Here is a 22,386-nt window from a genome sequence, read left to right on the forward strand (position 1 = left end):
CGTTTGCTTGTTGTGTACCATTCATGAATAGCCTGTTGCAGTAGAACAGGCTTTTGTTTTAAGTAAATATGCAAAACCACTTCGATCTGTTTCACCTTCCGCAGCATTTTTCGCTTGATCTGTCGGCATTGGAGCGGGCCTATCACGAGGTGCAGAATCAAATTCATCCCGATCGTTTCGCCAATGCCACCGGTGCTGAAAAGCGGGTCGCGATGCAATGGGCGACACGTGCCAACGAAGCCTACCAAACACTCAAAAGTCCGTTCAAGCGCGCTGCCTATTTATGCCAGCTGAATGGCGTCGACTTGCAGGCTGAGTCGAATACCGCGATGCCGGGAAGTTTTCTGATGCAGCAGATGGAGTGGCGCGAGGCACTGGACGACGCGCGTGATGCCAAAGATCTGGAGGCGCTGGAGCGACTGGATAGCGCCTTGCGTTTGGCACGCAAGAAGGATTTGATACAGATTGCCGCAACGTTGGATATGCAGGATTTTGAACAGGCCGCGCAATATGTGCGGCAACTGATGTTTCTGGAGAAATTCGGCGAAGAAATCGGCAATGCCTTCGCTATTCTCGAATCTTAATTTTAGGCGACCTTTAGAAACCGACTGCACGAACCCATCTCGGATCTGCGCTGCGCACCATACTTATGTACAGGAGCAGAGTGTCCACGCCGGTCCGTCTTGATCAGTTCGCCAGCGTTTTTAGACACACCTATAACCGTAACAGAGAGCTCTAGCATGCCTGAAGTCTGGTTGTTTTTACTTGCTGCGATAACGCTGACACTGGCGCCCGGTCCCGACAATATTTATGTGCTGACACGCGGTATTGCGCAGGGCAGAAAAGCCGGTCTGGTCGCCGCGCTGGGTTTTAGCTCAGGCCTGTTCTTTCATACGATGCTCGCAGTATTCGGTTTTGCCGCACTGATCAAGGCCTCACCGACCGCCTACTCGCTGTTGCGGTATGCCGGTGCCGGCTATCTGATTTATCTTGGCGTACGCACCTTGCTGTCGACTGCGGCGATCCAGATGCAAGGCCCGGCCAAGACCATCAAGCTGTCACGCATTTATTGGCAGAGCGTGATCGCGAATATTCTGAATCCTAAAGTTACCCTGTTTTTCATCGCATTTTTACCGCAGTTCGTGAATGCCGGTGCCGGTCACATTCCTGCGCAGATGCTGTTGCTTGCGGCGGTGTTCATTTTGCAGGCGCTTGCTATTTTTAGCGTAATTGCCTGTTTCTCTGGAATGGTCGGAGCGTTTTTCCAACGCAAAGCTTCGGCCGCCACTTACCTGAATCGATTGGCAGGCTCGGCGTTTATCGCTCTAGGTGTCCGCATCGCTCTCCCGGAATAAATTATGGCTCTTCTTCAAATCTCTGAACCAGGCATGTCCACCGCACCGCATCAACATCGGTTGGCGGTCGGGATTGATCTTGGTACCACCAATTCGCTGGTGGCGACGGTACGTAACAGCATTCCAGAAGTATTGAACGACGAAGAAGGGCGGCCGTTAATGCCGTCTATCGTACGTTATCTGCCGAACGGTCATGCGCATATCGGCTACAAGGCACAGGCCGCGCAAACCAGCGATCCGAAGAATACGATTCTGTCGGTCAAGCGTTTCATGGGGCGTGGCCTGAAAGATATCGCTTACGTGGAAAATCTCCCTTACGATTTTCAGGATACGCCGGGCATGGTGCAACTGAAAACGGTCGCCGGCGTTAAAAGTCCGGTCGAAATTTCTGCCCAGATTCTGGCAACGTTACGGCAGCTGGCCGAAGATGCGCTCGGCGACGATCTGGTAGGTGCTGTCATCACCGTGCCCGCTTACTTCGACGATGCGCAACGTCAGGCAACCAAAGATGCCGCGCAATTGGCCGGCCTGAATGTCTTGCGCCTGTTGAACGAGCCCACGGCAGCGGCGATTGCTTACGGTCTGGATAATGCGTCAGAAGGTGTGTACGTGGTCTACGACCTGGGTGGCGGCACCTTCGACATTTCGATTTTGAAACTGACCAAGGGCGTGTTTGAGGTGCTGGCAACCGGCGGCGACTCTGCGCTCGGCGGCGATGATTTCGATCATAGGGTTTTCTGCTGGATCGGTCAGGAATCGCAACTGGCACCGCTATCCGACGAAGACACGCGTGTATTGATGGTCAAGGCGCGCGAAGCAAAAGAATTGCTCTCATCCAAAACCGAAGTCACCATCGACGCCGCATTGAGCTCCGGCGAGCAAGTTCACCTGACGCTGACCGCCGGCGTCTTCGGCGAGTTGACCGAGCACCTTGTCGCCAAGACACTGGCGCCGACCAGAAAGGCGTTACGTGATGCCGATCTCAGTGCTGATGATGTCGACGGCGTCGTATTGGTGGGCGGTGCGACGCGGATGCCGCCGATACGCAAGGCGGTCGGTGAGTTTTTCCACACTACGCCGTTGGCGAACATTGATCCGGATAAAGTGGTGGCGTTGGGTGCCGCTATTCAGGCGAATCTGCTGGCGGGTAATCGTGCTCCCGGCGATGACTGGTTGTTGCTGGACGTGATTCCTTTGTCACTCGGGATCGAGACCATGGGCGGTCTGGCTGAAAAAGTCATTCCCCGCAATTCGACGATTCCATGTGCGCGAGCGCAGGAATTCACCACTTTTAAAGATGGCCAAACGGCGATGGCGGTGCACGTTGTACAGGGCGAGCGCGAACTGGTTAGCGACTGTCGTTCCCTGGCGCGTTTTGAATTGCGTGGTATTCCTCCGATGGCGGCTGGCGCGGCGCGGATTCGCGTGACCTATCAGGTCGATGCCGATGGTTTGCTGTCTGTTTCTGCGCGTGAGTTGCGCTCCGGCGTGGAGGCGTCGATTAGCGTCAAGCCGTCGTATGGTCTGGACGATGATGAAGTCGCGAAAATGTTGCAGGATTCGTTTACCTCCGCCGATGTTGACATGAAATTGCGTGCATTGAGAGAAGAGCAAGTTGAAGCCGAGCGTATCGTGCTGGCGACCGAGTCCGCACTGGCGAGCGATGCCGCTTTATTGTCGGAGCAGGAGCGCGCCGCAATTGCGTTGTTGATTGTCGACGTTCGTGCCAAGGTACAAGGCGAGGATCATCTGGCGATCAAGGCGTCGGTGGATGCGTTGGCGCGTGGCACAGAGGACTTTGCTGCGCGTCGCATGGATCGCAGCGTTCACGATGCGCTAACCGGCAAGACAATCGACCAGGTTGCATAATTTTCGCCGCAATCGGTGCTTTGATGTAGTACATAACACCATATATTTTAGAGGTAATTCAAGTGACTCAAATTGTCGTACTGCCCCATCCTACTTACTGTCCTGACGGTGCTGTGCTGCAGACCGCAGCCGGCAAATCGGTATGCGATGTCCTTCTGGAAAATGACATCGATATCGAACACGCTTGCGAGAAATCCTGCGCTTGTACTACTTGCCACGTCGTCGTGCGTGAAGGCTTTGCTTCGCTCAATGAGTTGGATGACAAAGAAGAAGATTTGCTGGATATGGCCTGGGGGCTGGAAGCAACCTCGCGCTTATCCTGCCAGGCAATTGTAGGCGAGGAGGATCTGGTGGTTGAGATACCCAAGTACACGATCAATCATGCCAGCGAAAACCATTGAAACGGTTCATTGAAATATTTTTTTGACGGCTATGGGTGGCACGTTTTTAGAGGATTAGCGACATGAAATGGATTGATACACTGCACATTGCAGAAGCGCTATACGACAAGTTTCCGGATGTGGATCCGGCAACGATTCGTTTTACCGACTTGCATAATTGGGTATGTGAACTGGACGGGTTTGATGATGATCCAAAGCGCTCCGGCGAGAAAATTTTGGAAGCAATTCAACTGGCATGGATAGGCGAAGCCAGGTAATCGCATTTAAGCCGATAAAAAAAGCTGCCACTACAAGACAAGAAGCGGCAGCTTTTTTTACACACAATGGCGCAGAAAACACAAAAGGGTTCTAGATAGAAAATCTAGAACCCTTCTTTATCCTGGTAGGCCGTGCGGGATTCGAACCTGCGACCAACGGATTAAAAGTCCGCTGCTCTACCAGCTGAGCTAACGACCCAAAATAGTGCTGCTACTAAAAAACAAACCGCGAATTTTCTTGAAAAACTAGAAAAGATAAAGGGTTTTAGATTTTATCTAAAACCCTTTTTTATTCGTGGTAGGCCGTGCGGGATTCGAACCTGCGACCAACGGATTAAAAGTCCGCTGCTCTACCAGCTGAGCTAACGACCCGAAAGAACGCTATTATAAGAAGGTGTAGCTACTATGTCAAACGTCTCTTGGCTTTTTATTTCATAAGTCTGAAATTTCGGCTTTGGTGTTTACTTTGCGCCACCCAGGCGTTCTTTAGCAGTGACTGCAGCCGGCGTATTTGGATATTGCGCCACCAGTTGTTCCAGCGTTTTCCTGGCAGCGGCTTTATCCTTCAGTTCGGTGTAGCTACTGGCCATATTCAAGAGAGCGTCAGCAGCTTTCGGATTGTCGGGATATTTTCTGACGACGACTTGCTGAGCTGCAATCGCGTTCTTGTAGTCACGTTGCGCAAAGTACGAATTGCCCAACCAGTATTGCGCTGAAGGCGCAAAGCCTGATGACGGATAGCGCTTCAGATAGTCAGAGAACGCTGCACTGGCACCTTTGTAATCGCCGCCCTTGAAGCTGGCCAGCGCTGCGTCATACGTTTTCTGTTCGTTCGGATCGATGCTGACTTCCTGACCGTCAACGTTGACCTTTTGCGGCTCCAGTTTGCGCAGACGATTATCCAGATCGACGTAAAAATCTTTCTGGCGTTGTTGCGTATTGGCGACCTCGTTGGTCAACACCTCGAGCTGCCCGCGCAGTTTGGCAATCTCCTGATTCAATTGATCGTTCTGATCCGCCAGACTGAGCGAACTGCTCTTGTCCGCCTTGCCATCGACGCGGGCATTGACCGCATCAATTTTGCTGCGAATATCGAGGATCGCCCGTCGTGCTTCAGCATCGTCGAACAGACCGGCGTGCGCCATCGGTGCAAAGGAACATGCGGCCAGCAAGGCCGCAGTCAGCGTTGATTTGGAAAAAATCCGCATGATCATCGATAGGTTTATTGATAGACGATATCTGCACGACGGTTTTCAGCGTAAGACGCTTCGTCGCTGCCCGTTGCCTTAGGCTTTTCTTTACCCAGCGAGACTGCTTCTACCTGTCCCTCGGATACGCCCAGCAGTGCCAACGCCTTGCGTACTGCTTCAGCACGCTTCTGGCCTAGCGCCAGGTTGTATTCACGACCGCCGCGCTCATCGGTATTGCCTTGAATGAGGATCTTGCGAGTCTTGTTGCCGGTCAGATATTTAGCGTGCGCTTCCACCACCGAACGGAATTCTTCCTTGATCGAATAGCTGTCGAAGTCGAAATAAATGCTGCGTTTGGACAGTATTCCTTGTGGATTATTCAGTTCGTCGCTGGAACCGGCAGTGACGGGGTTCACCGAGCGCGCGTCGGCGGCGCCACTCGTGCCGCTGCGATCTTCGATCTTGGCCTTGTCGTCGAGCTTGACAGGGGATGAGCATGCAGCCAGCAAAATGGCGCTTGAAACGATAAGGGCAAGGCTACTGAGATTGCGCATTGTTATTCTCCAGATAGGTGAGTTGGCGTGACTTTAAATACGATGGCTAGGTAATTACTACTCGGTGACTACTTCATGAACGGGCCCCAGGTAGGCTCCCGAATGTCGCCTGCCTGTACCGTCAAACGTTGCCTGACACGGCCGTCGACCGAGACCACTGCGAGCGAGCCGCGGCGACCGCCGGACTCTGTCGCATACATAATGTATTGGCCGTTCGGCGAGAAGCTTGGCGATTCATCTTTAACGGTATCCGACAAGCGCTGCTCCTGGTTGTTGCTTAAATCCATTGCGTACAGCTGGAAGCCGCCACTGCGACGAGCAATATACGCCAATGTTTTGCCATCCGGCGAAATACGGGGACTGATATTGTAATTGCCGCTGAAAGTCACGCGCTGTGCATCGCCGCCATTGGCACTCATCTTGTAGATTTGCGGGCCGCCGCTGCGGTCGCTGGTGAAGTAAATGCTTTGGCCATTTGCCGAGAATTGCGGTTCGGTGTCGATGCCATTGGTATTCGTCAAGCGGCGCAAGTCGGAGCCATCGGCGTTGACTACGTACACTTGCGTCAAGCTATTGCGCGCCAGGGCAAGCGCGATCTTGCTGCCATCCGGCGACCATGATGGGGCCGAGTTGCTGCCTTTGTAATTGGCAATCACAGTACGTTGTCTGGTGACCAGATTCTGCACGTACACCACAGGTTTTTTTGCTTCAAAGGAGACATACGCGACCTTGGTGCCATCCGGCGACCAGGCTGGCGAAATGATGGGTTCGTTAGAACGCAATGCGACTTGCGTACCTTCGCCGTCGGCGTCGGCAATTTCCAGGCGATACTCTTTGCCCGATTTGGTGACATAGGCAATACGGGTTGCAAACGCACCGCGTACACCGATCAGTTTTTGATAAATATCATCGGCAATCTTGTGTGCCGAAACGCGGGTGTACTGCGCGGAGGAGGCGAGTGCCAGCGCCGATAGCTGAGCCGACTTGACGGTGTCGAGCAATTTGTAGCGGACGTCGTAGCGACCATCTGCCAGCTTCTCTACGCTGCCGACCACCAGCGCATCGGCGCCGCGTGATTTCCAGTCGCCGTAATTGATTTGGGATGCCTCGGAGAGCACATCGCCGGTGTCGATGATTTTGAACATGCCACTACGTGACAGATCGGCTTTGATAATGGCGGTAATTTGTTGCGGCGCCAGGTTTTCATTGCTGAAGCCGGCGATGGCGATGGGGATCTGGTTGGCACCGACACCGGCGGTTTCAATGCGTAACTGCGCGTGTACCAGTGGCGCCGATACGAGTGTGGTGAGCGTAATGCCGATCACGGCGATGGTGCGTACTAGCGTACTTAGAAAGTTCTTTTTCATAGATTACTGATCTTTCGGTTTGTGGATTCCGATGAAACTGGAAGGAACAGAACCCAACGATTTATCTTTTGGATAAGGCGCAGATCTTTCAATCGCACGCTTCACCGCTTCGTCAAAACCGGAAACTCCGGACGGTTTTCTCAAATGTATGCTGGCCACCGAGCCATCCGGCAGCAGTTGGACTTCATATTCTACCGATGGATTTCCAGCCATGCCATCGGGCACGTTGAAGTTGATATTGCCTTTGATTTTGTTGCCGACCTTTTGCGCGTAACCGGGATCGCCGCCACGCGGTCCTTGCGATTGGGCCGCAGTGCTGGTGCTGTTGCTTGCACCGTTATCGCTAGCTTGTCCCTGTAAACGTTTCATAACATCACTATGCCGTTTTTCGGCAGCGGCCTCGTCGGCTTGGCGTAGTTTGTCAGCGACTTTCTTATCTGCATCCTGTTTTTGCTTTTGTTTGGCCTCTGCCTGGGCCTTTTGTTTCGCCTCGGCCTCGGTTTTTTTCTTGGCGTCGGTTGCTTTTTGCTTCTCAGCCAATTTCTCGGCGTCTTTTTTCTGTTGCTCCTTGCGTTCCTGTTCGTCGGCTTTGCGCTGACGTTCTTTGTCTTCGCGCGCCTGCTCTTGGTCGCGCTCTTTCTGTTCCAGCGCTTTACGCTTGCGCTCTTTTTCCAGCGCAATTTCCGGGTTCGGCAAGGCCGGCTCCACGACCTTGGGTGGCGGTGGTGCTTCTTTGACGACGGGCTTGGGTTCCGGCTGCGGTTCCGGTTTTGCTGCCGGTTTGGGTATCGGTTCAGGCGGTGGCGGCGGTGGCGCCGCCTCACGCACCTCCGGACTCCAGACTTCAGCCTCGACCGCGATCGGTACCTGGCTTTGCCAATGTATGCCGATCCATAGAAATGCCACTAGCGCTGCATGCACCGTTGCCGCCAGTGCGATGGCGCGCCAGCGACCGGGTTCGATTGGTATTGAGTAAGGGGCGTTATCTGTCATGAGCAGACTGTCACTTTGCGGCAGATCGTCACTTGGTTGCCAATCCGACGCGGTTGATACCTAGCAGCTTGGCTTCAGAAATGACCTTGATCACTTCGTCATACTTGATGTCCTTATCCGCCGAAATCATCACCGGCATATCAGGATTTTCATCGTGCAGCGCTTGTAATTTGTTTTTCAGATTGTCTTTTTGCACCGGTTCAGCTTTGCCCGCGCCACTCTTTTGGCCATTGAGGCGCAGGCTGGAATCGCCATTTGCTTTCAGCGCGATCTCAATGTATTCGGTCGGTGGTACGACAGATTTGGCTGCATTCGGCAAGTTGATGACGCTCGGATTCACCATCGGTGCCGAGATCATGAAAATCACCAGCAGCACCATCATCACGTCGATGTACGGGACGACGTTGATTTCCGCCTTGAACTTGCGCGGACGGCCACCGCGCATGGATGAGAAGCCCGTCATTAGCGCGCCTGCCGTTGCAAGATGTTGGAGAATTCTTCGATGAAGCTTTCGAAACGAATCGCCAGACGATCGACGTCATGCGAAAAGCGGTTGTAAGCAACCACTGCCGGAATTGCCGCGAACAAACCGATCGCTGTCGCAATCAGCGCCTCGGCGATACCCGGCGCAACCGCTGCCAGGGTTGCTTGCTGGACGTTGGCCAGGCCACGGAACGCATTCATGATGCCCCATACGGTGCCTAACAGACCAACGTAGGGTGACACCGAGCCGACCGAGGCCAGGAATGCGAGGTGTGATTCAAGCGCATCCATTTCACGCTGGTAGGCGGCACGCATTGCCCGGCGCGAACCGTCGAGTAACGCGGTGGAATCAGTGCTGGATTTATGACCGACGGAGGCTTTGATTTTGCTGAATTCGTCCATGCCTGCGGCAAAGATACGTTCCATCGCACCAATTTGACCTGCACCGCGGCGGCGGTTCGAGGCGGTGCCTTGATACAACTCGGTCAGATTGCCGCCGGACCAGAAAGCGCGTTCGAATTCTTCCGTTTGGCCTCGGGCGTTTTTGATCGCAAACATCTTGCGGAAAATATAAGTCCAGCTCATCACGGAAACTGCTAACAGTAGCAGCATGACAAGTTGCACAAGCACGGAGGCGTTGGTGATGAGGGTGAGAAATGAAAGGTCTTGAGTGACGGTCATGTAGGCAGTCTTGATAAATGGTCTTGGGCAGCGGTCTTAAGATGTCTTAACCAACGGTAGTAAATGAATCTGTAAAACGCATCCGTCATTGTTTATTAGCTCGGTCAAGCGAAAAAAATACGATTGTAATCGTAAAATAGCGGCTTCCAGCTTCGCATCTATAGGCAGTTGGAGCGATTTTGCTGCATTTAGTTGCTCAGGTTGCAATCAAAAGTTGAATTCACGGGTATTGGCATTGATTGGTTTGTGATCGGCTGAATTCGGCCCAGCACGTGCCGCGGAATTGCTTGCGGTCGAAACGTCTGTGCATTCACGCAGACCACTTTAATCCGGCCGGTTGCCAGCAATTTCGGCGTCTCGCCATCGAGACGCCAGGCTTGCTGAATAAAGTCAACTGCGACGCGGCCAACGCTTTCGACAGTAACCGTCAGTTGGAGTTCATCATCCAGTCGAGATGGTGCGTGGTAATCGAGGGCGGTGCTTTTGACCACGAACATTACGCCGTCTGTTTCAAGCAGTCGACTCTGTTCAATTCCGGCAGCACGCAACCATTCGGTGCGCGCGCGCTCAAAAAACTTCAGGTAATTTGCATAAAACACAACCCCGCCGGCGTCAGTGTCTTCGTAGTACACGCGGATGGTCCAGCTGAAATCTTTTTTGGTGGCGGGTGATGCTGAGTTCATGTTGTGCGGATGTTGGCCTGAAATAAGGGAATGAGCGGAGTCGGCGCCTATGTTGCAATGCGAGATAAGCGGAAATTGTAGCCCAAACTCAGATGTATACCCGTGGAATTAAGAACTAGATATTATCAACCGGGCCAGAATCGTGCTTCGATAGCGTCGGTGCCTTTTCGCAATCTTGCTCTATCCAGGCCCTTCACTTACAATACGTGCACCATTTCGTCTCACGTAACTGGCGAAAAAACCGGACCGAAGCAAACTGCCTTGATTTCCGGTAAAGGTGGGCATCCACCGGGAAGCGTGAGATTTATCCGCCGTGCGCCTGGGCAGCCCGAATGGAACGTACGACTGAGGCTGCCGCATTCCCCCATCACTTTGGCCCTCATTCGATGCAGAACCTGCAAAGGTTAACCTCTATCGATTGGAATATCTCATGTTCGAAAAAAACCAAACCATCGCCAGCGTCGATCCAGAATTGTGGAGCGCGATCCAGAAAGAAAACCATCGTCAGCAAGAACACATCGAGCTGATCGCATCGGAAAATTATTGCTCGCCTGCCGTTATGGAGGCGCAAGGCACCCAACTGACTAACAAGTACGCTGAAGGTTATCCAGGCAAACGTTATTACGGCGGCTGTGAATTCGTCGATATCGCTGAGCAACTGGCAATTGATCGCGTAAAACAGTTGTTCGGTGCAGAAGCCGCTAACGTGCAGCCAAATTCCGGTTCGCAAGCGAATCAGGGCGTGTTCTTCGCAGTGTTGAAACCAGGCGATACCATCATGGGTATGTCGCTGGCAGAAGGCGGTCACCTGACCCATGGCATGGCATTGAATATGTCCGGCAAGTGGTTCAACGTGGTTTCCTACGGTCTTAACGAAAAAGAAGAAATCGATTACGAAGCGCTGGAGCGGCTGGCGCATGAAAAGAAACCCAAGTTGATCATCGCTGGTGCTTCTGCGTATGCGTTGCGCATCGATTTTGAGCGTATTTCCAAAGTGGCTAAAGCGGTTGGTGCTTATTTCATGGTTGACATGGCGCACTATGCCGGTTTGATCGCTGCGGGAGAGTATCCGAATCCAGTGCCTTACGCCGACTTCGTTACCTCGACTACGCACAAATCGTTGCGTGGTCCTCGCGGCGGTATCATCCTGATGAAAGCCGAACACGAAAAAGCCATCAATTCGGCGATTTTCCCCGGCATTCAAGGTGGCCCGTTAATGCACGTGATTGCCGCTAAAGCAGTTGCGTTCAAGGAAGCGCTGACACCGGAATTCAAGGCTTATCAACAACAAGTCGTGAAGAATGCCGATGCATTGGCTAAAGCACTGATTGCGCGTGGCCTGCGTATCGTTTCCGGTCGTACCGAGTCGCACGTCATGCTGGTTGATCTGCGCGCCAAGAAGATCACCGGTAAAGAAGCTGAAGCCATCCTCGGTGCAGCACACATGACTTGCAACAAGAATGCGATCCCTAACGATCCGGAAAAGCCATTCGTGACTTCCGGTATTCGTGTGGGTAGTCCTGCGTTGACTACGCGCGGTTTCAAGGAGGCGGAAGCGACGAAGATCGGTAATTTGATCGCCGACGTGCTGGACAATCCGCATGATGCGGCGACCATCGAACGCGTCAAAGTTGAAGTCAAGAAATTGACCGATGCATTCCCTGTGTATGGTTGATAATTGCTGCTGATGCTGTGAATACCATGCCTTGGTGGCATGTGTATGCCGCGGTATTCCAGAAGCGTCACAGCATGGGTCCGTTCTGGTTTTCAACTGGAACGGGCCCATGTAATATGGCGATAGCAAAAAGAAAAGTAAGTAGTCAGCCAATAGAACGTCGCTCCACTGTCATATAGATCGCTGCCATCATGAAATGCCCGTTCTGCCATCATGAAGAAACCCAGGTTCTGGACACCCGCGTGTCGGAAGAAGGGGATGCCATTCGTCGCCGTCGCCGCTGCACAAAGTGCGACAAACGATTTACGACGCACGAACGGATCGAGTTGGCGATGCCTGTCATCGTCAAGAAAAATGGCAGCCGCACTGAATTTGATGCGGGCAAGCTGCGCGCCAGTTTGATGCTGGCACTGCGCAAGCGTCCTGTTTCAGCCGAGTCGCTGGATGAAGCATTGCAAAAAATCAAAGAGAAGCTGCTGGCTAGCGGCGAGCGAGAGGTGCTCTCCGGCCATGTCGGAGAATTGGTCATGCATGAGCTGAAGCGGCTCGACAAGATTGCCTATATCCGATTTGCTTCCGTTTACAAAAGCTTTGAAGATGTGGCCGAATTTCAAAATATGATTGAAGAGTTTTCCGACCCTGCTCGCAAAAAGTAAACTTCATAAACCACGCCTTAACTTGCGACCATTTTTCTCCCGGGAAGTGGTTCGCCTGCAATTAAAACTATAGTATTTATTCCTCCTTCATTCGATGTGAGGTTGGTTGTCATGGCGCACTCCGTCGCTATTCCCACGTTGTCGACGTCTTGTTACGGGGCGCTGTTGCGTTCGGGTTTTACTTTGATCGAAATAATGATAACAATGCTCATCATGAGTATCCTGCTCGCGGTTGGCGTGCCGGCTATGCGTGATTTCATCATCGAAACGCGGTTGAGCGTGGCCGTTAATCAATTTGTCGCGGCCGCCACTCTGGCGCGAACCGAGGCGATCAAGCGCGGCCGTTCAGTCGCTATTTGCCGCAGTGTCAATGCAGAGTCCGACGACGGCCGCTGCGTCGCCAGCGCTGGCGATGGGCGCGAAGGTAACGACTGGGGCAGCGGGTGGATTGTGACGGTGCCGGATGAAAATCAAGTCCTGCTCCGACAAGCGGCATTGGGTAAGAAGACCAGCGTGGTCGGTGCGAATACAAAGATTACGTATAACGGCCTCGGCAGGCCTGGGGCCAGTTTTACCAGCCTGGTGTTCAGACATGGCGGTGGTGTGCGCATTGTTTGCTTAAGTCGCAGTGGCCGTATCAGGGTATTGGTGGGCGTCGCCGAATGCAATTAAAACATCGCCATCGATCAGGTAAATCCATCATGTGTCGTTGTGCCCATCAGCGTGGCGTCACGCTTGTTGAGTTGATGGTGACTATGTTGATTGGCATCGTGTTGGTGGCGGCAGTGGCTAATCTGTATTTCGGCAGCAAGGCGAGTTATCGGTTAAATGAGGACCTTCTTCGTTTGCAGCAGGATGGGCGTTATGCGATGCAGCTGATGGAGAGGAATTTACGGCAGGCGGGGTTTGGGCATTTAACGTCGGCAAGCGTGAATGCCACGGAAGTTGATCGCACGGATTTTGTCAGCGCAGACGGTAAGCCGGGACAGGGTTTGCGCGGTTGTGATTACGGATTTGTGAAGCCGATGTCGTCGTCGTTGGATTTCACGTGTAGAAGTGGGGCGGGCATAGCTGGGTTTGAGGTCGCGTATCGCGTGGCCGATACGTTTGATTATGCCAGCGGCACCGGTGCCGATTGCAATGATGCCCAGGCTGGTTCCCTTGTCTTGCCTGAAAGTCATCCGGCCTATAACGCCGGTCGGCAAGTGCGCATTGCCACTAACCGTTTCTTTGTGGCCACCCCATCCGGCGCCAAAACGGCATCGCTGTATTGCCATGGCAATGGTGGTGGCATTGCGCAGCCGATACTCAATAACGTTGAGAACATGCGGCTTACTTTTGGCGTGGCTGGGATTGACGGATTTTCGGTGCAACAGTTTCTGACGGCCGCACAAGTTGATGGATTGTCGTCAGATCAGCAGAAAAACTGGAAGAGAGTGATACGCGTCAAATTGTGTTTGCAACTGTACGCCAGTCAACATGCATCCATCGAGCCGCAACGATATGTCGATTGCGATGGTGTCGGCCAGGTTGCAAGGGATGGCAAGTTGCGCGCGGTAATGACCAGCATCGTCACCCTGCGCAATCACGCTGCCGCCAGTTTGACGGCTACTCGGGCTGGCGGCGTACCATGACGGGTATTGCGGCTCGTGTTGCCCGTATATTTTGTACAATGAGCAAATGTGATTTGTTGACTTACCCATTTGCGGTTACCGTTCGCCACTTTCCCCAGGTTTTACACTATGACTCACGCTGACGTATTTATGTCGCACGCATTGCGACTCGCTGAACACGGACTGCTCAGCAGTGCACCCAATCCCACCATCGGCTGTGTCATCGTCAAAGACGGGTTGATTATTGGTGAAGGTTTTACTCAGCCGCCGGGCGGCAACCACGCCGAGATTCAGGCGCTCAATGATGCGCGTGAGAAAGGCCATGATGTGCGTGGTGCGACCGCCTACGTCACACTTGAGCCGTGTAGTCATTTCGGTCGCACACCGCCGTGCGCGGACGCTTTGGTACGTGCCGGTCTCGCCAAAGTAGTAGCGGCGATGGAAGATCCGAATCCACAAGTGGCTGGTCAGGGTTTTGATCGGCTGCGGGCAGCAGGAATTGTGGTGGAGTCCGGTGTTCTGGCAGAACAGGCGCGAGAACTGAACATCGGCTTTTTCTCACGCATGCAGCGCGGCAAACCTTGGGTCCGACTCAAGGTGGCCGCGAGCCTCGATGGCAAAACAGCGCTGTATAACGGACAAAGTCAGTGGATCACTTCTCCGGCGGCGCGTGATGACGGTCATCTCTGGCGCGCACGTGCCGGTGTGATTTTGACTGGCATCGGTACCGTCAAGGAAGATGATCCGCAACTGACAGTGCGTGCGATTCCGGTTGCGCGACAACCCCTGCGGGTCATCATCGACAGCAAGCTCGGTATCAATCCGGAAGCGCGCATATTAAGTGGGGAGGCGACCCTGATCTTTGCTGCCGTAGAGGATGCCGAAAAGCAGGCTATGCTGCAGGAGCGCGGAGCAGAAGTCATGGTGTTGCCGAACGCGCAGGGCAAGGTCGACTTGCCGCAAGTGATATTGGAACTTGGCAGACGCCAGATCAATGAGGTGCATGTCGAAGCGGGCGCCAAGCTGAATGCATCGTTGATCAGGGAAGGATGTGTTGATGAATTGCTGGCATATCTGGCGCCGATCATTTTGGGTGATGCGCGCGGCATGTTTGATCTCCCTGCGTTGGAAAATTTACAGGGCAAGTTTTCACTCAAATTTCACCAGGTCAAGCAAATTGGCGAGGATTTGCGTATCCTTGCACGATTCAATTAACTTCCTATTTCTACTCCTATGTTTACAGGCATCGTCGCCGCAGTCGGCAAAATTACTTCAGTACAAACACAAGGCGCCGCCGCTGATGATGGCGTTCGGCTGCAGATAGATGCCGGGGGCTTGCCTATGGGCGATGTGGCGCTCGGCGATTCGATTTCACTGAACGGTGCTTGCATGACGGTGACAGAAAAAACTGACGATGGTTTCGCCGTTGACGTATCGCGTGAAAGTCTAAATTGCACCGTTGGCCTGGATGCCATCGGCGAGGTTAATCTGGAAAAGGCGCTGACACTGGCAGACCGGCTAGGCGGTCACCTGGTGTCGGGTCACGTTGATGGCTTGGGTATGGTGAAGAAGTTTGAGCCAGTTGGCGAATCATGGGAGCTGGTGATTCAGGCGTCGCGCGAATTGGCTAAATATTTTGCCTACAAGGGCTCAATTGTGGTTAATGGCGTATCGCTCACAGTGAACCGGGTTGAAGATACAAGGGATGCCTGTTTGTTTTCGATTAACCTGATTCCGCACACGATACAAGTAACGACGCTGAGGTATCTGGCGGTCGGCAAACAGGTAAATCTGGAGGTGGACCTGATTGCGCGCTATGTTGAGCGGATGTTGTCGGTGTCTGATACCGACAAATAGAAATCGTAATTCCCTCCGGCACCGGAGGGTGTGCGGGATTTTGTGTAAACGGAATTTCGTTTAATTCGGCGTCATCCGTTCTTCAAACTGAATTGTGAAGCGGTTGAGTGCTCCTTTCCAGTCCCGCAAGGGCATCGTCCACTTCTTGCTGATGTTGTTGAGTGCCAGATAAAACAGCTTGCTGACAGCCTCATCAGTTGGGAATGAACTGCGGGTTTTGATGACTTTCCGCAGGCTCATATTAATGGATTCAATGGCGTTGGTGGTGTAAATGACCTTGCGGATTTCCGGCGGGTAGTCGAAGAACGGCGTGATCCGAGCCCAATTTCGCCGCCAGGACAGGCTGATCGACTGGTAGTCCTTGTCCCACTTTGACTCAAATTCGGTGAGCATGAGTTCGGCTTCATCGACGGTCGCCGCACTGTAGATTCGCTTCAGATCGGTAGCCACTTCCTTCTGCACTTTCCAGGGAACGAAGTTCAGGCTGTTACGCACCATGTGAACGATGCATAGCTGAACAGCTGCTTTCGGATAGACCGCCTCGATGGCGTCAGGGAAGCCTTTCAACCCATCGACGCAGGCAATGAAGATGTCTTGCACGCCACGGTTCTTCAACTCGGTCACCACTTGCAACCAGAATTTGGCACCCTCGGTCTGAGCGATCCACAGGCCCAGCACTTCCTTGTGGCCCTCCATGTTCACGCCGATGGCCAGGTAGACGGCCTTGTTTCGGACAGCCCCTGTGTCGCGCACTTTGACGTGGATGCAGTCGAGATACAGAATCGGATACAAGGCATCGAGCGGCCGGGCCTGCCAGACCTTCACATCCTCGCTCACAGCGTCTGTGACGGACGATATTAGGCTTGGCGATACTTCGGCACCATAAATCTCTTCAAGGTGGCTCTGGATCTCCCTGACCGTCAGGCCACGGGCATACAGGGAGATGATCTTGTCGTCGAAGCCGGTCCAGCGGGTCTGATGCTTGCTGACGATTTGCGGTTCAAACGCGCCTTGACGATCGCGGGGAATATCGAGCGGGAGTGCGCCGAAATCGCCTTTGAGCGTCTTACTGCTGTGGCCGTTGCGAGTGTTGGCCGTGTCGTTGATCACCGCGTCGCTTTTGCCGTGACCGAGATGGTCCGTCATCTCGACCTCCAGCGCACGCTCGACCAACATCTTGGTCAATTGCTTGAGCAAGCCATTTTCGCCAATCAGGTCTTCAGGTTTTTTGTAGTTGGCAAGCAGGCTGTCCGCCAGCTTGACCAGTTCAGGATCGGGCTTGGCCCGTTTGCTGCGTTTTACGTAGGTCATTTTTTCCTCTATGGTGGCAGTGTCCTGCCAAATGACCGTTTACACAAAACTAAATACACCCTCCGGCACCGTGCCTCCGGAATGTGCTGTAGTTTCCCGCAGACTGCTCAAAGGCTTCTGACGCTTATTACATAGGGCCGTAGTGCGGGTAGGATGTTCGACAAGTTGGCGACGGTAGTTGGATAGCCACCCTGTTCGGGGTCATAGACCATCCCCAGTTGGGCAAGCATGCCGAGCGCAGATTCGTTGCCAGATTCTGGAACGATCAAGACTTGACCGCCCAGCTCGTGCCATATCATCAAACCGCCATCCTGCATACGGTAGTGGAGGGTCTGCCGGTGAGCTTCCAATGACTTTTGACGAGCCGGTCTCGTCAAGCTGTCGGCACGTTCCTGCTGTTGTCGCATCAGTCGGTCTTGTTCCGCTTGCAGGCGGAATCGCTCGTTCAATGCAACCTGTACTTCTCGCTTGCGCTCCAATCTAGCCGCCGCCAGAGTAGCTTGTTCCTGGCGCTGCTGTTCAAGTTGTTGAGCATATTGCGCGTGTTGTCTTGCCAGTTGTTCTTCCACGATGCCGTCAAGCTTGGCCTGAATTTCGCTCGCTTTGGGGTTGAAAATCCAGTGTTTGTGGCGAGTATCGTCGATTAACACGTGCTCAAATTGTTCAACCGTCCTAAACTCGCAATCGACCAGATGCATTTCGATAGCAGGCAATCCAAGCTTTTCGATGGCGCAACGTTTCTGGGCATCCAGACGGTGGGCATGCGTCATTTCCAATAGCAGTTCGCGACCCTTTACCAGCATCACGACGCTGGGGCGTTGTCGATGTACGCGCCGGTCGATGGTGGCGGATTCCACCTGCAGATTGCGGCTCGGTATGGTTTCCTCGCACTTGAGCGTACCAAGGGGGCCAGTGCGCGATGCCCTTACCGTCAACGCTGGCGTGCTAAAGCAAGCACGTGCGGCAATTAACTCCTTCGCCAGACGATTTAGCATTGCATCAATTGCATATTGGCATTCGGTGCCCGACTCGTGCGCAAATGAATGCGCCTTCATTTCGCCGTGACGCGCAATCAGCGCTTCACCACACGCCAGACAGCGGCAGTTGCATGCCTTACCGCGTCGTGCACCGTTGATGTGGATCAAATGCCCTTGCTCGTCTTGCGCAAAGACGACCATCCGAGCATGCACTGCTGCCAGTGAAATGTTAGGGTTTATGGCATCGAATCGTGCAGTTTCTTCCATCCGAATTTCCTTAAGGGGTTGTGATGCACCTTTCGAGGGCTTCATGCGTCAACACCCCAAATTTCTCCGACGAATTGTTCACCGGGTCCATTGCGCAGTAGATTGCAAACCGAATTACCCTACATCGCAGTCATCGTCCTGTGCGTATCCATATTGCTCAGCTTTCACGCCTCTTTCCTCCGCGATCGAAATCGGGCATGCCGAGAATGAACGAAGCCTGTTCATCGAGTGTCGAGCCCACGCGTACCTCTAATACGCAACGATACTCTTCCGTGAGATTTCTGCCGCCGACACACGCAATTGGTAGAGTAAATATTCCACTCATTATTCTGATTTAACGGCCGAGCAAGCTGTCGTAAGTACATAGTTGGTGGTTGCGTATGCCGCCGCGCACTTAAAAGCTGCATAACGCGGGGGAATATGGCTGGTACGAGTGGTGATTAATGCAATAATGCGGCACTTATTTATATATGCCGCATATTTGTGTAATATGTCGTCATGAACTCACGCCAAGCAAACCTCATCCTATCACTCGCGAAATCGCGCGGTCTGCTTCGTGCGCGTGAGGTGGAGAGGGCAGGGGCATCGCGCACAACACTTGCGCAACTCGTTCAGGATGGGCAACTCCAAAAGGTAAGTCGCGGGCTGTATTCCGTGCCTGACCGCGCACCATCGGAGTATGACACCCTGGCGGAAGTAGCTACCAAGAGTTCGCAAGGCGTCATCTGCCTGATCTCGGCGCTGCGATTTCATGAACTGACTACCCAGCAATCTTCCGAAATTTGGCTGGCGATCCCGCACAAGGCACACCCTCCAAAAATGGATTACCCGCCGCTGCATATCGTGCATATGTCAGGCGAGGCGATGATGCAAGGGATTGAGGTTGTCAACGTTTCGGGATCGCCGGTAAGAGTGTTCGGTGTCGCAAAGACGGTTGCCGACTGCTTTAAGTTCCGAAACAAGATCGGGTTGGATGTTGCACTCGAAGCGCTACGCGAATCGTGGCTAGCCAAACGGACGACAATGGATGAACTGTGGCGCTATGCGCAAATTTGTCGCGTCGCGAATGTCATGCGTCCTTATATGGAATCGCTGGGGGCGGCATGAGCGAGAAGAAAAACATTGCCGCATCCATCCGTGCACGCTTGTTGAATCGGGCGCGTGCCGAGAATATAGATTTCAATCTGATGCTAACGCGCTATGCGCTGGAGCGCTTGCTCTACCGGCTCAGCATTTCAGCGTGGTCCGATCAGTTTCTGTTGAAAGGTGCGTTGCTGTTCGATCTCTGGTTTGATCAGCCGCACCGACCGACGCGGGATATTGACTTGCTCGGATTTGGCTCTACGGAATTGGATCATCTGGGCTTGGTTTTTCGGGATATCTGCGGCCAGCCATGTGAAGACGGCATGGCATTTGATCAGAACAGCGTGCGCGCCGCAGAAATTCGCAAGGAAGCAAATTACGACGGAGTCCGTATCACGCTGCTTGGTGTTCTGGACGGTGCACGTTGCGCGGTGCAGGTTGATGTAGGCTATGGCGATGCAGTGACGCCGGCACCTGAAAGTGTGCGATTTCCGGTATTGCTGAATGACCTGCCTCAACCGACATTACGCGCTTACCCGGTGTACACCGTGGTGGCGGAAAAATATCAGGCGATGGTGAGCTTGGGCATCGCGAATACCCGAATGAAGGATTATTTTGACCTCTGGATACTCGCGAAGTATGCGGAGTTTGATCGCAATGTACTGACCCAAGCCATTGCCGCCACATTTGAACGACGTGGGACAGTGTTGCCGGTTGAAGCACCGCTTGGGTTGTCCGACGTGTTTTCTGGAGATATTATCAAGCAGCGCCAGTGGAAAGCATTTTTATCGAAAAATAAGTTGGAAGCGCCGGATCTTTCCGAGATCATTGCGACCTTGCAAAAATTACTCACGGTTTAATGCGCTACCACATAAATACGACGGTATTGGTGACGGTATTTATTGAAAATTCTTAATGTGAGCAAGCAGGCATGCGGGTTGCGACGCTACTCAACATAATTGCGCGCTATGTCGAGCGGATGCTGGGGGCATCGAAAGAAGGGCAAGCGTAACAATATCTGTATCGGGTTACTGCAGCGTCGTCTTGCCACGGAGTGAAATAGCAGTTAGGCAATAATGATGCGAAAGAGCTACATTGTGATACATATTGTTACAAGCCTTACGACTTGGGCATGGCAGGATAGTAAAAATTTGGGTTAAATGTTGGTATGCATCATCAATTTAATCCATCAGGAACTGTCATGAAAAAAACTATGCGCATTGCGGTAGTTGGTTTGCTGGCGACTGCCAGCCTGCTCTGGTCGGCAACGCCAGCGGTCGCTCGCACCCAAGTTGATTGGTCGGTCAATGTCGGTGTTCCGGGGCCGGTCTATTACCCGCCGCCGGTTTATTACGCACCACCTCCGGTGGTCTATGCTCCACGCCCAGTATATGTGCAACCGCCACCAGTCTATGTAGAGGCCTATCCTCAGCCTTACTATGGTTATCCTGGTTATTATCGCCATCGAGGCTACGGTTGGCGCGAACATGGGGGGCGTAGGCATCACGATCATTAAGTACGGCAGGAAATGTTGGCGTACCTGGTTACTTGATACTCATCCAACATTTGTAGACGAATACATACAGAATGGTATTTTACTGTATGTATATACAGTAGTCATGCTACAGTATTAGCTCCTTCAACGAGATGGAGCTAATATCATGACAAACCTGCATATCACCTCGGACTCCCGCTTTGGCATGGAGTCCACCCCTTCTTCCCTCTTGATGCGGTTTGGCAAGCGCGAACTGTTCATCTGCCGTGATTACTACAAGCGACTGTATAGAAGCAATCCGTTGATTGAATGCAGTGCGGGCGTTCAGCCGGGGCATCTTCAAATATTGCTGTTTCGCCGTTGGTTGATTGTTATGTCAAAATCACATTGAAATCATGCGTACATGGCATGAGCGTGTAGCCAAAGCGGGGCGACCTCAAGGACTACATTTCACGTGCTCGGGCACTGCCAAGCCGCGTTATGATTCGTGCTAAATCATTAAACGACTGGAACTGGCATGGCGAGAATTGACGATATTGTAAAAAGACAAAAAGACGGTGCGAAATTTGTTATTTCCGCACCCATGCTTGGTCTCGAGCCGGAGGAGTTCGATACGGTGGCAAAATTATGGGCTAAAGACTGCAGTCACGGGTTCGTCGTTACCGGCGTGCCACATAGAAAATGTATCGACGGCGAGTTTTTTATCGACAGAATCACCGTGATAAAAGTGGATACGATACAAAAATAGCAAAGTACCGAAAACCCAGGGACGTCTGTTCGATGGTGACTTCCGGTGATTCTGAAGTTGACATGGCGTGACGATATCGACCACGGGCCTGCCGATCCGCAGGAATGGCAGGAGTTGATCAGGCCTCGATTGGCTCGATCATAGTTGGATCATTTCGACCGGACTCGTTGACGTCTGTCGATACCCGGTACCATTCGAACATCCCGGGTCCTAACGCCATTTGCCGCGCGATCTGCTCGGCTTGATCGACTGATAAATCCGGACGCATCCATGACAGAGAATCCTCAGGTGACAACACAACCGGCCTGCGCTTGTGTATGTCGGCCATTCCGCCCTTGGCGGCGGCGGTGAGAATCACAAATCCCAATTCCGGCAGTGCCTCCTGCGCAGGCTCAGTGTAGGTTAGCGCCGCCAGGAACAGGGGATCGCCTGTCTTCCGCCTGAAATACCACGGCTGCTTGTGGCCTCGCTCTCCGCTCCATGCATACCAGCCGTCGGCGGGAACGATAATCCGGCCAGATTTGAGCATGTCTCGAAACACCAAACTGTGTGCCACTGTTTCAACCGGGGCGCTCAGTTGCACTCGGCACTTGTTTTCTGCAATCCAAGGGGGCTTATATCCCCAATACAAAGGATCGAACCGATGCAAATCATCGAAGAAACTCATCACCGTCGGTGACATGCCGGGTGCGATATTCCAGCATGGCTGCCAGACATGTTCGATGTAGTCGTCAGCAGCCCAGCCCATCTCTTTTGCATAGGCTTCGGCCGATCTGGTTTGGGTGATTCGTCCGCACATGGATTTATTCTAGATGAAAGACGGCTTTTTGCAGCAGGGCGAAGGCGGCCTCCAGCTGTGCGTCATCCAGCC

Annotated in this window: 26 protein-coding genes, 2 tRNA genes and 1 riboswitch; of the genes, 16 read left to right on the plus strand and 12 right to left on the minus strand. The window is 53.1% G+C overall.

Features of this window, described 5'->3' with window-relative positions; all coding sequences use genetic code 11:
- Positions 1-68: 68 nt before the first annotated feature.
- The 5 genes from hscB (at position 69) to iscX (ending at position 3,882) form a co-directional block, all read left to right on the plus strand.
- Complete coding sequence (gene hscB / locus AC3CHX_RS04475; protein ID WP_488642893.1) at positions 69-584, plus strand: Fe-S protein assembly co-chaperone HscB; 516 nt, start codon at positions 69-71, stop codon at positions 582-584.
- 156 nt (positions 585-740) lie between these two features.
- On the plus strand, positions 741-1,355 hold the full coding sequence (locus AC3CHX_RS04480; protein ID WP_488642894.1) for a LysE family translocator: 615 nt from the start codon (positions 741-743) through the stop codon (positions 1,353-1,355).
- Between the two features lie 3 nt (positions 1,356-1,358).
- Positions 1,359-3,224, plus strand: a complete 1,866-nt coding sequence (hscA, locus tag AC3CHX_RS04485) for a Fe-S protein assembly chaperone HscA (RefSeq protein ID WP_488642895.1) — start codon at positions 1,359-1,361, stop codon at positions 3,222-3,224.
- A 62-nt stretch (positions 3,225-3,286) separates the two neighbouring features.
- On the plus strand, positions 3,287-3,625 hold the full coding sequence (fdx, locus tag AC3CHX_RS04490; RefSeq protein WP_488642896.1) for an ISC system 2Fe-2S type ferredoxin: 339 nt from the start codon (positions 3,287-3,289) through the stop codon (positions 3,623-3,625).
- Positions 3,626-3,687: 62 nt separating this feature from the next.
- A complete protein-coding gene (gene iscX, locus AC3CHX_RS04495; RefSeq protein ID WP_488642897.1) occupies positions 3,688-3,882 on the plus strand; it encodes a Fe-S cluster assembly protein IscX in 195 nt (64 codons plus the stop codon).
- A 123-nt stretch (positions 3,883-4,005) separates the two neighbouring features.
- Here the strand turns inward: iscX and AC3CHX_RS04500 are convergent.
- From AC3CHX_RS04500 to ybgC, 9 genes are all read right to left on the minus strand, one after another.
- Positions 4,006-4,081 (minus strand) — tRNA-Lys (locus AC3CHX_RS04500).
- 97 nt (positions 4,082-4,178) lie between these two features.
- Positions 4,179-4,254 (minus strand) — tRNA-Lys (locus tag AC3CHX_RS04505).
- Between the two features lie 89 nt (positions 4,255-4,343).
- Positions 4,344-5,090, minus strand: coding sequence for a tol-pal system protein YbgF (gene ybgF / locus AC3CHX_RS04510; RefSeq protein ID WP_488642898.1), 747 nt, complete (start codon positions 5,088-5,090; stop codon positions 4,344-4,346).
- A gap of 14 nt (positions 5,091-5,104) precedes the next feature.
- Entirely contained in the window at positions 5,105-5,626 is a 522-nt protein-coding gene (pal, locus tag AC3CHX_RS04515; RefSeq protein ID WP_488642899.1) for a peptidoglycan-associated lipoprotein Pal, read from the minus strand.
- A gap of 68 nt (positions 5,627-5,694) precedes the next feature.
- Positions 5,695-6,993 (minus strand): Tol-Pal system beta propeller repeat protein TolB, encoded by a 1,299-nt coding sequence (tolB, locus tag AC3CHX_RS04520; protein WP_488642900.1) that lies wholly within the window; start codon positions 6,991-6,993, stop codon positions 5,695-5,697.
- A gap of 3 nt (positions 6,994-6,996) precedes the next feature.
- Positions 6,997-7,986 (minus strand): cell envelope integrity protein TolA, encoded by a 990-nt coding sequence (gene tolA, locus AC3CHX_RS04525; protein WP_488642901.1) that lies wholly within the window; start codon positions 7,984-7,986, stop codon positions 6,997-6,999.
- A gap of 28 nt (positions 7,987-8,014) precedes the next feature.
- On the minus strand, positions 8,015-8,449 hold the full coding sequence (locus AC3CHX_RS04530) for an ExbD/TolR family protein (protein WP_488642902.1): 435 nt from the start codon (positions 8,447-8,449) through the stop codon (positions 8,015-8,017).
- Positions 8,449-9,150 (minus strand): protein TolQ, encoded by a 702-nt coding sequence (gene tolQ, locus AC3CHX_RS04535; RefSeq protein WP_488642903.1) that lies wholly within the window; start codon positions 9,148-9,150, stop codon positions 8,449-8,451. Before tolQ ends, AC3CHX_RS04530 begins: the two co-directional genes overlap by 1 nt.
- A 188-nt stretch (positions 9,151-9,338) precedes the next feature.
- Positions 9,339-9,833, minus strand: coding sequence for a tol-pal system-associated acyl-CoA thioesterase (ybgC, locus tag AC3CHX_RS04540; protein WP_488642904.1), 495 nt, complete (start codon positions 9,831-9,833; stop codon positions 9,339-9,341).
- A 215-nt stretch (positions 9,834-10,048) separates the two neighbouring features.
- Positions 10,049-10,165: riboswitch (ZMP/ZTP riboswitch) on the plus strand.
- A gap of 98 nt (positions 10,166-10,263) precedes the next feature.
- Between ybgC and glyA the strand changes: the two genes are divergently transcribed.
- The 6 genes from glyA to AC3CHX_RS04570 all read left to right on the plus strand — a co-directional run bounded on the left by glyA (position 10,264) and on the right by AC3CHX_RS04570 (position 15,634).
- On the plus strand, positions 10,264-11,508 hold the full coding sequence (gene glyA, locus AC3CHX_RS04545; protein ID WP_488642905.1) for a serine hydroxymethyltransferase: 1,245 nt from the start codon (positions 10,264-10,266) through the stop codon (positions 11,506-11,508).
- Positions 11,509-11,699: 191 nt separating this feature from the next.
- The gene (nrdR, locus tag AC3CHX_RS04550) at positions 11,700-12,164 is read left to right on the plus strand and encodes a transcriptional regulator NrdR (RefSeq protein ID WP_488642906.1); all 465 of its coding nucleotides are present in this window, start codon (positions 11,700-11,702) and stop codon (positions 12,162-12,164) included.
- A 111-nt stretch (positions 12,165-12,275) separates the two neighbouring features.
- The gene (locus tag AC3CHX_RS04555) at positions 12,276-12,836 is read left to right on the plus strand and encodes a GspH/FimT family pseudopilin (protein WP_488642907.1); all 561 of its coding nucleotides are present in this window, start codon (positions 12,276-12,278) and stop codon (positions 12,834-12,836) included.
- Between the two features lie 29 nt (positions 12,837-12,865).
- Entirely contained in the window at positions 12,866-13,798 is a 933-nt protein-coding gene (locus tag AC3CHX_RS04560; protein WP_488642908.1) for a PilW family protein, read from the plus strand.
- A gap of 108 nt (positions 13,799-13,906) precedes the next feature.
- Positions 13,907-14,992, plus strand: coding sequence for a bifunctional diaminohydroxyphosphoribosylaminopyrimidine deaminase/5-amino-6-(5-phosphoribosylamino)uracil reductase RibD (ribD, locus tag AC3CHX_RS04565; protein ID WP_488642909.1), 1,086 nt, complete (start codon positions 13,907-13,909; stop codon positions 14,990-14,992).
- 18 nt (positions 14,993-15,010) lie between these two features.
- Positions 15,011-15,634, plus strand: coding sequence for a riboflavin synthase (locus tag AC3CHX_RS04570; RefSeq protein ID WP_488642910.1), 624 nt, complete (start codon positions 15,011-15,013; stop codon positions 15,632-15,634).
- A 60-nt stretch (positions 15,635-15,694) separates the two neighbouring features.
- On the opposite strand, the gene AC3CHX_RS04575 is transcribed toward AC3CHX_RS04570, so the two are convergent.
- Both AC3CHX_RS04575 and AC3CHX_RS04580 read right to left on the minus strand, forming a co-directional pair.
- Positions 15,695-16,945 (minus strand): IS256 family transposase, encoded by a 1,251-nt coding sequence (locus AC3CHX_RS04575; protein ID WP_488629134.1) that lies wholly within the window; start codon positions 16,943-16,945, stop codon positions 15,695-15,697.
- Between the two features lie 107 nt (positions 16,946-17,052).
- Positions 17,053-18,189, minus strand: coding sequence for a competence protein CoiA family protein (locus tag AC3CHX_RS04580; RefSeq protein ID WP_488642911.1), 1,137 nt, complete (start codon positions 18,187-18,189; stop codon positions 17,053-17,055).
- Positions 18,190-18,687: 498 nt separating this feature from the next.
- Between AC3CHX_RS04580 and AC3CHX_RS04585 the strand changes: the two genes are divergently transcribed.
- The 5 genes from AC3CHX_RS04585 (at position 18,688) to AC3CHX_RS04605 (ending at position 21,515) form a co-directional block, all read left to right on the plus strand.
- On the plus strand, positions 18,688-19,296 hold the full coding sequence (locus tag AC3CHX_RS04585) for a type IV toxin-antitoxin system AbiEi family antitoxin domain-containing protein (protein WP_488642912.1): 609 nt from the start codon (positions 18,688-18,690) through the stop codon (positions 19,294-19,296).
- Positions 19,293-20,132, plus strand: a complete 840-nt coding sequence (locus AC3CHX_RS04590; protein ID WP_488642913.1) for a nucleotidyl transferase AbiEii/AbiGii toxin family protein — start codon at positions 19,293-19,295, stop codon at positions 20,130-20,132. The genes AC3CHX_RS04585 and AC3CHX_RS04590 overlap by 4 nt, the downstream gene beginning before the upstream one ends.
- 341 nt (positions 20,133-20,473) lie before the next feature.
- Positions 20,474-20,788 (plus strand): hypothetical protein, encoded by a 315-nt coding sequence (locus tag AC3CHX_RS04595; RefSeq protein ID WP_488642914.1) that lies wholly within the window; start codon positions 20,474-20,476, stop codon positions 20,786-20,788.
- A 145-nt stretch (positions 20,789-20,933) separates the two neighbouring features.
- Positions 20,934-21,158: a hypothetical protein gene (locus AC3CHX_RS04600; RefSeq protein ID WP_488642915.1), complete on the plus strand. Its 225-nt coding sequence runs from the start codon at positions 20,934-20,936 to the stop codon at positions 21,156-21,158.
- Positions 21,159-21,284: 126 nt separating this feature from the next.
- Positions 21,285-21,515, plus strand: coding sequence for a hypothetical protein (locus AC3CHX_RS04605; RefSeq protein WP_488642916.1), 231 nt, complete (start codon positions 21,285-21,287; stop codon positions 21,513-21,515).
- A gap of 118 nt (positions 21,516-21,633) precedes the next feature.
- On the opposite strand, the gene AC3CHX_RS04610 is transcribed toward AC3CHX_RS04605, so the two are convergent.
- Positions 21,634-22,314, minus strand: a complete 681-nt coding sequence (locus AC3CHX_RS04610; protein WP_488642917.1) for an SOS response-associated peptidase — start codon at positions 22,312-22,314, stop codon at positions 21,634-21,636.
- Positions 22,315-22,386 lie beyond the last annotated feature (72 nt).

This window comes from Glaciimonas sp. OK215 (assembly GCF_057787885.1).

What these genes read in the sequence shown, in the direction of transcription:
- hscB (WP_488642893.1), top strand. Translation starts at nt 69, where the DNA reads ATGCAAAACCACTTCGATCTGTTTCACCTTCCGCAGCATTTTTCGCTT.
- AC3CHX_RS04480 (WP_488642894.1), top strand. Translation starts at nt 741, where the DNA reads ATGCCTGAAGTCTGGTTGTTTTTACTTGCTGCGATAACGCTGACACTG.
- hscA (WP_488642895.1), top strand. Translation starts at nt 1,359, where the DNA reads ATGGCTCTTCTTCAAATCTCTGAACCAGGCATGTCCACCGCACCGCAT.
- iscX (WP_488642897.1), top strand. Translation starts at nt 3,688, where the DNA reads ATGAAATGGATTGATACACTGCACATTGCAGAAGCGCTATACGACAAG.
- ybgF (WP_488642898.1), bottom strand. Translation starts at nt 5,090, where the DNA reads ATGCGGATTTTTTCCAAATCAACGCTGACTGCGGCCTTGCTGGCCGCA.
- pal (WP_488642899.1), bottom strand. Translation starts at nt 5,626, where the DNA reads ATGCGCAATCTCAGTAGCCTTGCCCTTATCGTTTCAAGCGCCATTTTG.
- tolB (WP_488642900.1), bottom strand. Translation starts at nt 6,993, where the DNA reads ATGAAAAAGAACTTTCTAAGTACGCTAGTACGCACCATCGCCGTGATC.
- tolA (WP_488642901.1), bottom strand. Translation starts at nt 7,986, where the DNA reads ATGACAGATAACGCCCCTTACTCAATACCAATCGAACCCGGTCGCTGG.
- AC3CHX_RS04530 (WP_488642902.1), bottom strand. Translation starts at nt 8,449, where the DNA reads ATGACGGGCTTCTCATCCATGCGCGGTGGCCGTCCGCGCAAGTTCAAG.
- tolQ (WP_488642903.1), bottom strand. Translation starts at nt 9,150, where the DNA reads ATGACCGTCACTCAAGACCTTTCATTTCTCACCCTCATCACCAACGCC.
- ybgC (WP_488642904.1), bottom strand. Translation starts at nt 9,833, where the DNA reads ATGAACTCAGCATCACCCGCCACCAAAAAAGATTTCAGCTGGACCATC.
- glyA (WP_488642905.1), top strand. Translation starts at nt 10,264, where the DNA reads ATGTTCGAAAAAAACCAAACCATCGCCAGCGTCGATCCAGAATTGTGG.
- nrdR (WP_488642906.1), top strand. Translation starts at nt 11,700, where the DNA reads ATGAAATGCCCGTTCTGCCATCATGAAGAAACCCAGGTTCTGGACACC.
- AC3CHX_RS04555 (WP_488642907.1), top strand. Translation starts at nt 12,276, where the DNA reads ATGGCGCACTCCGTCGCTATTCCCACGTTGTCGACGTCTTGTTACGGG.
- AC3CHX_RS04560 (WP_488642908.1), top strand. Translation starts at nt 12,866, where the DNA reads ATGTGTCGTTGTGCCCATCAGCGTGGCGTCACGCTTGTTGAGTTGATG.
- ribD (WP_488642909.1), top strand. Translation starts at nt 13,907, where the DNA reads ATGACTCACGCTGACGTATTTATGTCGCACGCATTGCGACTCGCTGAA.
- AC3CHX_RS04570 (WP_488642910.1), top strand. Translation starts at nt 15,011, where the DNA reads ATGTTTACAGGCATCGTCGCCGCAGTCGGCAAAATTACTTCAGTACAA.
- AC3CHX_RS04575 (WP_488629134.1), bottom strand. Translation starts at nt 16,945, where the DNA reads ATGACCTACGTAAAACGCAGCAAACGGGCCAAGCCCGATCCTGAACTG.
- AC3CHX_RS04580 (WP_488642911.1), bottom strand. Translation starts at nt 18,189, where the DNA reads ATGGAAGAAACTGCACGATTCGATGCCATAAACCCTAACATTTCACTG.
- AC3CHX_RS04585 (WP_488642912.1), top strand. Translation starts at nt 18,688, where the DNA reads ATGAACTCACGCCAAGCAAACCTCATCCTATCACTCGCGAAATCGCGC.
- AC3CHX_RS04590 (WP_488642913.1), top strand. Translation starts at nt 19,293, where the DNA reads ATGAGCGAGAAGAAAAACATTGCCGCATCCATCCGTGCACGCTTGTTG.
- AC3CHX_RS04595 (WP_488642914.1), top strand. Translation starts at nt 20,474, where the DNA reads ATGAAAAAAACTATGCGCATTGCGGTAGTTGGTTTGCTGGCGACTGCC.
- AC3CHX_RS04600 (WP_488642915.1), top strand. Translation starts at nt 20,934, where the DNA reads ATGACAAACCTGCATATCACCTCGGACTCCCGCTTTGGCATGGAGTCC.
- AC3CHX_RS04605 (WP_488642916.1), top strand. Translation starts at nt 21,285, where the DNA reads ATGGCGAGAATTGACGATATTGTAAAAAGACAAAAAGACGGTGCGAAA.
- AC3CHX_RS04610 (WP_488642917.1), bottom strand. Translation starts at nt 22,314, where the DNA reads ATGTGCGGACGAATCACCCAAACCAGATCGGCCGAAGCCTATGCAAAA.